Annotated in this window: 6 protein-coding genes; all 6 read right to left on the bottom strand. The window is 74.6% G+C overall.

The features are described from left to right. Window positions 1–729: 729 nt before the first annotated feature. A complete protein-coding gene (locus ACXVGS_RS17965; protein ID WP_458530932.1) occupies window positions 730–2052 on the bottom strand; it encodes a ferredoxin reductase family protein in 1323 nt (440 codons plus the stop codon). A gap of 183 nt (window positions 2053–2235) precedes the next feature. Next, entirely contained in the window at window positions 2236–4839 is a 2604-nt protein-coding gene (locus ACXVGS_RS17960; protein WP_458530933.1) for a hypothetical protein, read from the bottom strand. A 138-nt stretch (window positions 4840–4977) separates the two neighbouring features. Then, window positions 4978–5610: a class I SAM-dependent methyltransferase gene (locus tag ACXVGS_RS17955; RefSeq protein WP_458530934.1), complete on the bottom strand. Its 633-nt coding sequence runs from the start codon at window positions 5608–5610 to the stop codon at window positions 4978–4980. 51 nt (window positions 5611–5661) lie between these two features. Continuing rightward, window positions 5662–6801 (bottom strand): FAD-dependent oxidoreductase, encoded by a 1140-nt coding sequence (locus ACXVGS_RS17950; RefSeq protein ID WP_458537289.1) that lies wholly within the window; start codon window positions 6799–6801, stop codon window positions 5662–5664. A 10-nt stretch (window positions 6802–6811) separates the two neighbouring features. Then, window positions 6812–8794 carry a vWA domain-containing protein gene (locus ACXVGS_RS17945; RefSeq protein WP_458537288.1) on the bottom strand — a complete coding sequence of 661 codons (1983 nt, stop codon included), beginning with the start codon at window positions 8792–8794 and terminating at the stop codon, window positions 6812–6814. Between the two features lie 5 nt (window positions 8795–8799). Beyond that, window positions 8800–10008: sigma 54-interacting transcriptional regulator (locus ACXVGS_RS17940; RefSeq protein ID WP_458537287.1), on the bottom strand; the 1209-nt coding region annotated here is incomplete at its 5' end.

Raw genomic sequence — 10008 nt, 5'->3', positions numbered from 1 at the left:
CACGCTGGGCGGTGGCGGCACGGTCACGCTGGGCAGGGTCGGGGTGGGTGCCGGCGGAACCGTCACGCTGGGCGGTGGCGGCACGGTCACGCTGGGCAGGGTCGGGGTGGGTGCCGGCGGAACCGTCACGCTGGGCAGTGTCGGCGTCGGGACGGCCGGCACGGAGGGCGAGGACGGAACCGACGGCGCAGACGGCACGGAGGGCGAGGACGGAACCGACGGCGCAGACGGGACGGACGGCGAGGACGGAACCGACGGCGTGCCCGACACCGAAGGGAGCCCCGTGACGCCGGAGCCGCCCGAGCCGGTGCCGCCGACGGAAGAGGTCCCACCTCCGCCTCCGGCCGAGCCCGACCCGCCCCCGCCTGTGGTGCCGCCGAGCGGGGTGGGTCCCGGCAGCCGTGCGCCGCCCGCCGAACCGGACGGCGACGTGGGTCCCGGCAGCGAGGCGGGGCCAGGCATCCCCAGGCCGACCGGTGGGCGCTGGAGCTGGCGCGAGACCGACGGCAGCGCCTGGCTCGTGCGCACCGTGCTCTTGACGGCGCCGTGCGACGACGGATCGGGCAGGCCTGGCAGGTGAAGGTGCGGCACGACATACATGCCGATGCGGATGATCGCGTACGCCACCACAGCGGCCCCGAAGACGATGACGGACGTGCTGGTGAAGGACCTGTGGTTCAGACGCACGGGCGGTTCCTCTCGTTGGGGCTTCCTGTTGGGCCGACTTCCTCAGACGAGGTCGAGGCGTTCGGTGTGGACGCGCGACGAGGGGATCCCCAGACGCCGCAGTGCTGCGTGGACTCCGGCGACCATGGCCGGTGGCCCGCTCACGAAGTAGTCGAGGTCGGCCCGGCGACGCGGCAGGTGGGCCGCCAGCACGTGCTCGGTGAGCCGGCCCGTGCCCCCTGGCCAGCCGGGCGGTGGGCTCTCGAGCAGCTCGACGACGCTCAGCCGGAGGCGAGAGGCGATGTGGGCGATCTCGGTGCGGAACAGCAGCTCCTCGATGCGGTCGGCGCAGGTGAACAGCACGTGCTCGCGCTCGTCCCCGTCGGCGGCGAGCGCACGCAGGGTGCTCATGATCGGCGTGATCCCGACGCCGCCGGCGATCAGCACCAGGCCGGGCGCCCGGCGCGGTTCGGCCGTGAAGGCGCCGTGAGGACCGTCCACCCAGACCAGGCTCCCGGGCGCCACCCGCCGGGCGGCGGAGCCGTAGTCGCCGAGGTTCTCGACGGTGAACTCGAGCTCTCCGCTGCGCCGCGGTGGGGACGAGATCGTGAACGGGTGCTCGTCGAAGCCCAGCGGCGTGCGCCCGATGCGCACCCACGCGAACTGCCCGGGCCGGAACCGGGTCAGCCCGCGGTGCCCCCAGGGCTCGAGCACGAGGGTCGTCACGCTGGGGCTCTCGGCACGCAGCTCTCGCACCAGGTAGGGGTGGACGAGCGCCCGCAGCGGCCGCCACACCCACCGCCGGAGCCAGACGGCGAGCACCAGGGCGAGCAGGAACGTGAACCAGCGCGCGAACGCCGACTGCGCGACCAGGTGGCGCAGCAGGTAAACGTGCAGCCCGCAGAGCGCGACGGCGGCCATGGCGAGCAGCACGTGCAGGGCACGCCACACCTCGTGGGCGCGCCCCGCGGAGCGCCGTCTCCATCGGGAGGTGAGCACGAGCAGGATCAGGGCCGCGCCTCCGCCGACCGCGGCTCGTGTCGCCGGGCGCCCGCGGAGCGGGTCGAGCACGGCGCGGCCGGCAGGGTCGCCGAAGACGACGCCCGTGACGTGCACCAGGGCGAAACCCAGGGCCGACACGCCGAGGAGCCGGTGCACGCCCATGACGACGTCGATGCCCAGCCCCGAGGACAGGCTGCGGAGGCGCTTGGGCAGGATGAAGGTGACCGCGAGCAGCGACAGGGCGACCAGGCCCGAGGCCACGGAGACCTCGTATGCCGGGTTGGCGGCCCTCGGCGGGTCGCTCCGGAGAGCCAGGCCGAGGGGGACGAGCACCACGGCGAGGTAGAGGATCGCCGCCGTGGGGCGGATCAGCCTTCGTGCCACTCGTCATCCCAAGGGGTCGGGGACACCTGCTCCCCTGCCCCGTGGGCTGCCCGTGAGGCACTCGACGACAAGCCCCGGATTTTAGACGGGACGGTGGCCCACGACAAGGCCCCTGGTCCCGCCTCTCGTGCCGGGACCTGCGCCTTTGTGGGCCCGCGGGCACGAGTACGCCGGCCGGCCGCCTCAGGTGGCCACGGTCAGCACGTGGTGGCCGGCGGTCGTGGGCACGGTCACCTCCACGCCGCGGTTGGTGGTGGTCACCGTGTAGTCGCGGACGACCCTGCCGTCGAGGGTGACGGCCCGCGGGGTGGCGCCGCGGGGCAGCGTGTGCCCGATGACCACGGTGCCGGCCCCCACGCCCCGGCCGACGGTGACCTCGGTCCGGTAGCTGGTGCCGGCGTGGCTGGCCAGGACGTCCGCCGAGCCGCCGCCGAGGCGGATGTCGCGGCCGGCGACCGACGGCTGCCCGGCGGGCACCTGGGGCACGACCGTGAGCCGGCCCACGCCGAGGTCGGGGCGCACCCCGAGCCACTGGTGGACGACCGCCCACGCGGTCCCGTAGTTGCCCCAGGCCTGCATGAACATGGAGCGGCAGGTCCAGCAGCGGTCGATGTTCGCGCCCTGGTCGGGGGAGGGGAAGATCTCCGGCATCGCGCCCGGCTGCTCGTCGGGGGTGCCGCCAGTGGCCGGCTCGGCGAACATCGGCTCGGCCAGCGCGTGGGTGTAGCGGCCCTGCTGGTCCGCGCCGAGGCGGCCGTAGTTGCCCTCACCCACGGACTGGATCGACGTGGTCAGGCCGAAGATCACCTTCTCGCCCTGGCCGTTGGCGCCGCCGCCGCAGCCGGTGTGGAACAGCCCCGGGTTGAGGGGGGCCGTGCCGCTGAAGCAGTCGTTCTCCCGGCCCGCCAGGGCGGTGGTGCCGTGCTCGTACGGCGCGAGCCCCGGCTGCACCTGACCGCCCGGTGCCAGCTCCACCTCCATCGGCGTCTGGCCGATCCAGTGCTTCTGGAAGGACTGGACGTTGCCCGGGTCGGTGAGGGAGTCGGCGTACTGGCCGGCCGCCTGGTCCCACCAGGTGGGGTCGAACCGCTGCTGGAGCCGGCGGCCGAGGTCGCCGGCCCACGTCGCGGTCGCCGTGTCGCCCTTCGAGCGCGCCATGTCGGCCAGGTCGAACAGGCCGCGGATGAGGTAGACGGTGTTGTCGAGCTTCTCCGCGCCCATGCCCGTGCGCTCGACGTTGCCCAGCCCCTCGGGCCAGCCGTCGTGGTCGGCGTCCAACTGCGAGACCACGTAGTGCAGGTTGCGCTTCGTGAAGTCGTACATCTCGTCGCGGAAGCCGTTGTCGCCGGTCCAGCGCCACAGCAGCGCCACCGCGCTGGGGAACTTCACCGTCTCGTCGGTGTTGAAGTCGTAGGCCGTGGTCCCGTCGGGGTTGGTGTGCCGGGAGTCGTGGCCGAACCACGTCGAGCCGTCCGCGACCGTCTCGTGGGAGACCACGCCGGAGCGGTGGTTGAGGATGTCGGAGATGTCGCGCAGCGCGCGCAGGTGCGCCTTGATCGCCTCGAACTGCCCGACCGAGACCGCGGCGAAGGAGGTGTACTCCGCATCGGTGCCGAAGATCCACGGGTAGTCGGGGTAGCCCGCGCCGATCCACGTGGCCTCGGGGACGGTGCCCAGCGGCGCCGGGAACTGCTTGCCCTGGTCGGTCCAGCGGATCTGCAGGTCCTTGGCGCTGAGGGTCAGGTCGGCGAGGTTCTGCTTGCCCCAGTCGACGGCCTGCTGCACCAGCGGGTCGCCCGGCAGGGACAGCTTGGTGCGGTTGGCCAGCACGTCACGGGCGTGGACCTTGGCGGCCAGCTGGGCGGCGGGAGCCCTGAGCAACCCCGCGAGCTCCTGCTGCGCAGCGGCCTGGCCCTGGTCGGAACCGGCCACCCCGAGCCAGACGGTGGTGGACCCGCCGGCCGGCAGGGACAGCCGCCAGGTCAGCTCGCCACCGGTGCCGTGGCCGAACGGCCCGTCGTCGCAGGCGGACGGCTTGGGGTCGGCCGGAGCGCCCGGCTCGGTGCCGGTGCAGCGGTGCCCCGGCTGCGGACCCCAGTACTGCGACCCGATGGCACCGGACTGCGGCTGCTGGGCGGTCCCGACGACCGCTGCGTAGTGGTGCTCGGGGGCTCCGGGCAGGGCACCGTCGTCGGTGAAGACCAGGTGCCGACCGTCATACCGGCCCTGGTCGGGCAGGTTGTCGCTGGCGTTGGGCGTGACCCCGGTGAAGCCCCAGGGGTACTGCCCCATGAGCTCGGAGTGGGCGTCCACCTTCAGCGTCGTGGTCCGCGCGGCGCCGGGGTTGGTGATGGTCAGGCCGAACAGCGCGCCGCGGCGCCCGTCCGGCACCACGTCCGTGCGCCGCACCTGCAGCCCGGCGGTCTGCGGCAGGTCGTAGCGCGTGTAGCCGCGCCCGCTGGTGAACTTCGTGGCCGGTCCGACCCACTGGTCGTCCAGGCCGAACCACACGCCGTCGAGCAGCTTGACCGGCGGCGTCCAGATCCCGCCCATCTCGCCGGTGATGTGCCAGCCGTTGGCGTAGAACCGGCCGTCCTCGAACCCGAGGGAGTAGGCGCGCGTGCCGGCCGCGACCTCGCGGCGGTCCTGCAGCCGGCTCGTCGTCGACACCTCGCGGCCCGGCCCCGGGTCACCGGGCGGCGCAGCGGAGGCGGGCGCCTGGGTGAGGCCGGCCAGTGCGGGGACGAGCGCGGTGAGCGTCAGGGCGACGAGGGCTCTGCGGGACATGGGGGCCTCCGGGCATCGGGCCGACGCAGCGCCGCGCCGGAGGGGCCTGTCCGCCCGGACCCGGTCTGTGCCGGTTTGTCCTGTGTGCGCGGGACGCTACTCCTGCACCACCGACCCCACCACCGGACGGCAGACGCTTCAGCCCCGGGAAGCCCGCCCGATGACGTGTGCCGTCGGCGGCACCAGGCCCCCGGGGCTGTAGCCGAACCGGTCCAGCGCCTCCATGGCGAAGCCGGCCCCGGTGACCGCCCGCGGGGTGTCCCGGTTGGGGTGGCAGCCACCCGCCAGCCGGGTCCACACGGGGGTCGCCACGTCCTCCAGGAGGCCGACGAGCGCCGACCTGGACCGCACGTGCTCGTAGAACGCCAGCACCCCGCCCGGCCGCAGCACCCGGTGGGCCTCGGCCAGCACGGCGGCCTGGCTGTCGACCGAGCAGAGCAGGAGCGAGGCCACGACCGCGTCGCAGCTGCCGTCGGCCAGGGGCAGCGCCGCGGCGTCCGCCGCCACGACGGCGACCGGCACGGCCGCGGACCGGGCCAGCCGCGCGGCCTCGACCCGCAGGGTGGGCTCCGGCTCGACGGCGACCACTCGGTTCACCGAGGCGGGGTACCGCGCGAAGTTCAGGCCCTGTCCCGCGCCGAGCTCGCAGACCACCCCGGTGAGGCCGGCCAGCAGCCGGTCCCGGTGCTCGCCGACGCCACGCTCGTCTGCCTGCGGTGCCAGGCGCAGGTAGGCCCGGGCGAAACGCGGGTTCTCCAGACGCCGGCCCATGCCCCCGACCCTAGGCCGGGACGCCGCGCGGCACAGGTGGTTCGGGCTGTCTCAGCGGCCGAGCACGTGGGGACCGGACGGCATACCGGTGGTGAAGCGGGCCAGGCCGAACGACGCGACGTCCGCGTCCGGGGTGCGGCCCTCGGCCAGGTCGGCCAGCACGATGCCCATCAGCGCAGAGAACTTGAAGCCCTCCCCGGAGTCGCCGCACGCCAGCACCACCCCGCCGGGCAGCGTGTCGATGACGAACCGGCCGTCCGGCGAGTCGGTCCAGCAGCACACCTGCGCGTCGATGACCTCGCGGCCCACGGCTGTCAGCGTCCGGGCGACCCGCTGCGCCGTGTATGCCGTGAGCGCGGCGTCCGGGGTGCGGTCGCGGTCCGCGAGGGTCCAGTCCCGCAACGGGCGGTCCAGGCCGACCTTGAAGCCGACGCCGGGGGTGGGCATGGAGTACAGCCCCGGTTCGTCACCCCGCGGCCCGTCGAACAGGCACGGGTGCTCGTCGTGGGCGTGCGGATCCGCAGCCACCCCGAGGTGCACCACCTGCTCCAGGTGCGGGCGCAGCGGCAGGTCGACGCCTAGCCCGCGCAGGAGCTCCCCGGCGCCGGGGCCGGGGGCGAGGACGACGACGTCCGCGTCGAGGGCCGTGCCGTTGTCCAGGGTCGCCCGCGGCCCCGCCGGGCGCGGCTCGACGGACACCACCGTGCCGCCGACCCGCAGCGCGCCACCGAAGGCCTCGAACAGCCCGGCCTGCGCCGCCATCGACGCGGCCGCGAGCACCGGACCGGCCTCCTCCTGCCACACCGCGTCGCGACCGTCCGGCACCAGCCCGGGCACGATCCGTGCCACCGCGTCGGCGGCGACGACCTCGTGCGGCACGCCCTCGGCGGCCAGCGCCCCGACGACCGCGGGCAGGGACACGTCGTCGCGCCACAACAGGCCGCGTCGCAGGAACACCGTCGTCCCGCTGCGCGAGGCCAGGCGCTCCATCGCCTCGACGCTGCGCCGCGCCAGCCGCACCCGCACCGCGTCGGGGTGGGTCAGCCGCCACAGCCGGGTCGGCCCGGGAGAGGACGAGAGGGTGTTGGCCACGCCGAACCGGTCGACCAGCGTGACCTCGTGCCCGCGCGTGGCCAGCTCGGCCGCCGCCGGAAGCCCCCAGGCCCCTGCACCCACCACGACGCACCGCATGCGCGGCACCCTAGGCGGAGCGGCGACCCCGGCGCGCGCGCAGGTAGTCGGCCACGACGTACTCGCCGAGCCGGGAGACGTCGGGGGTGAACACCCGCCCGGCGGCCCGGCGCGCGACCGCGTCGACGAAGCGGGCCAGGCCGGGGTCCTCCCCGAGCATGAACACGTTGAGCGTCGCGCCGTAGCGGGCCAGCTCGTCCACCTGCGCCACGGTCGCCCGCAGTGTCGCGCTCGTGGGTGGCCACATGAACTCCGGTATGCCGTCCGGCCCGAGGTGCGCGGTCGGCTCGCCGTCGGTGACCACCAGGACCACCGGCTCGGCGTCGGGGTGCCGGCGCACGTGCCGCAGCGCGAGCATGAGCGCGTGCTGCAGGTTGGTGCCCTGCACCCACTCCGGCTCGACCTCGGCGAGCTGCACCGGGGAGAGTCGCCTGGCGGCGATGTTGAACCCGATGACCTGCAGGGCGTCCTGGCGGAAGCGGGTCTCCACCAGGTGCGACAGGGCCAGGGCGGTCTGCTTCATCGGGCCCCAGCGGCCTTCCTGCACCATCGAGAACGACAGGTCCACGCACAGCGCCACCGCCGCGGTGGTGCGCCGCTCGGTCTCGATGACCTCGAAGTCCTCCACCTCCAGCCGCACGCCACCGGCGCGGATCCCGCCGCGGCGCAGCGCGTTGCCGACGGTCCGGGCGGCGTCGATCGGGAGCTCGTCGCCGAAGACCCATGGCCGGGTCAGCCCGGTCGGCTCGTCGGCCTGGCCGGTGCGCTGCTCGTCGTGGTCGCCGCGGGCCGCGGCGTCCAGGTGGGAGAAGACCCGGCGCAGGGCGGTCTCGCCCAGCCGGCGGACCGCGCGCGGGGTCAGCCGCAGCCCCTCCTCGCCTTGGGTGAGGTAGCCCTGGCGCTCGAGCTCGCGCTCCAGCTGGCGCAGTGCCTGGACGTCCGCTGCCGCGGCCGACCCGAGCCGGCGCTCCAGCGTCTCGACGTCGACGTCGTCCAGGGTCGAGCCGGCATAGCCCTGGGACAGCTGGCGCTCCAGCGCCTCCAGGTCGGCCAGCTCCGAGACCGCCTCGACGGCCTCGCTGTAGCCCAGCGACGGGCCGCCGGGCTGCATGCCGACCGGGCGGCCCCGGTCCAGGCCGGGCCGCAATGCGCGCAGGTTGACCGAGAGCTGGCTCATCTGGGAGGCCAGGTCGGGGTCGGCCAGTGCCTCACTCATGAGCTGGGCCAGCTGTTCGCGCTGCTCTGGCGAGAGCGAGGCCATCATCCGCTGGGCGGCGGCCTGCCGCCGGGCGAGGGCGTCGATGAGCTCGTCGACGTCCTGCGGGTCCTCGGGGAAGAACTCGCCGTGCCGGTCCATGAACTCCCGGAACTGGTCGGTCGTGTCCTCGCCGCGGGCGTGGGCGGCCAGCAGCGCGTTGAGGTCGGCCAGCATGTCCTTGACCCGCTGCATCGTCTCCGGGTCGCCGCCCGACAGGGCCTGCTTCAGCCCGGCGAACTGGGCGTCGAGCACCTCGCGGCGCAGCATGTCCTTGATCGACTCGTAGGTCTGCCGGGCCTGCGGGGAGTGCCACTGGTAGTCCGACAGCGCGCGCACCGCGCCGGCGGTGTCGTCGGGCAGGGTGGCCAGCTCCATCTCGGCCATCCGGGCTGCGTCCGAGGTCTCCGAGGCGAGCTGGTCGCGCTCCTCGGCGAGCGCCTGGTCCAGTGCGGCGCGCACCTGGTCCAGGGTCCCGGCGAGGTCACCGCGCCGGCGGGCGGACTCGCGCATCCGCCGGATCCGCTCGCGCAGCTCGTCCAGGCCCTGCCGGCCGGAGAGCCCCTGGCGCAGCAGGTCCTGCAGCGCCTCGCGGACGCCGCCGCCGGCCAGGACCTCCCGGCCGATGGCGTCCACGGCCGAGCGCACGTCGTACGGCGGCGCGAGCGGGTCCGGGCCGCCGCGCCACGGGCCGTAGCGGAACCGGCCGTGCGGGCTGTCGTGCGGTTGGGCGGCCATGGCTCTCAGGCCCCGTAGACCGTGCGCCCGGCGACGGTGTCCTTGTCGATGCGCCTGGTCAGGTGCAGCCCCTCGAGGACGAACTCCACCGCGGCCGCGGTCTCCCCGACGCCGGCGTCGTCGCCGTGGCCGAGCCGGTCGAGCACCTTGGACAGCCCCGGCACGGTGCCGAGCTGGCCGAGCAGCTCGGCCGCCGGCACCAGCTCGCCGGTCTCGACCACCGACCCGTCCTCGAACAGCGCGGTGAAGCCGGTCAGGTCCAGGCCGGCCAGCCGCGAGCGAAACGTCTCGGCGACGGCGACCCGCAACAGGTGGTCGAGCACCTCGCGCTCGCGGCCCTCCTCGCCCATCTCGAACTCGACCTTGCCCAGCAGGGTGGGCACCACGCCGGGCACGTCGCAGACCCGGGCCACGACCGCGTCGTCGCCGGTTCGGGCGGACCGGCGCAGCGCGGAGGCCGAGACCGCCTCCGTCGCGGCGATGGAGAACCGGGCCGAGACGCCGGAGCGCTGGTCGACCGCGGCGGACTCGCGCAGCCCGCGGGTGAACCGGGCCACCACCTCGACCAGGTGCTCCGGGACGCCGGCCACGACCGCGGACTCCTGGGCGATGAGCTCGACCTCGTCGGCCACGTCGAGCTGGTAGTGGGTGCGGATCTCGGCGCCGAAGCGGTCCTTGAGCGGGGTGATGATCCGGCCGCGGTTCGTGTAGTCCTCGGGGTTGGCGGTGGCCACGAGCAGCAGGTCCAGCGGCAGCCGCAGCGAGTAGCCGCGCACCTGGATGTCGCGCTCCTCCAGCACGTTGAACAGCGCCACCTGGATCCGCTCGGCGAGGTCGGGCAGCTCGTTGAGGCCGAACACGCCGCGGTTGGTGCGCGGCACCAGCCCGTAGTGCACCGTCTCGGGGTCGCCGAGGGTGCGGCCCTCGGCCACCTTGACCGGGTCGACGTCACCGACGAGGTCACCGACCGAGGTGTCCGGGGTGGCGAGCTTCTCGGCATACCGGGTGTCGCGGTGGCGCCACACGACCGGCAGCTCGTCACCGACCTCGGCCAGCAGCCGCTGGCAGCGCACGCACACCGGGTCGGTGGGGTCGTCGTTGATCTCGCAGCCCTGCACCACCGGGGACCACTCGTCGAGCAGGCCGGCCAGGGTGCGCATGAGCCGGGTCTTGCCCTGCCCGCGCTCGCCCAGCAGGACCAGGTCGTGCCCGGC

The organism is Oryzihumus sp., assembly GCF_054325275.1.
This window is presented reverse-complemented; position numbering and strand designations above follow the sequence as displayed.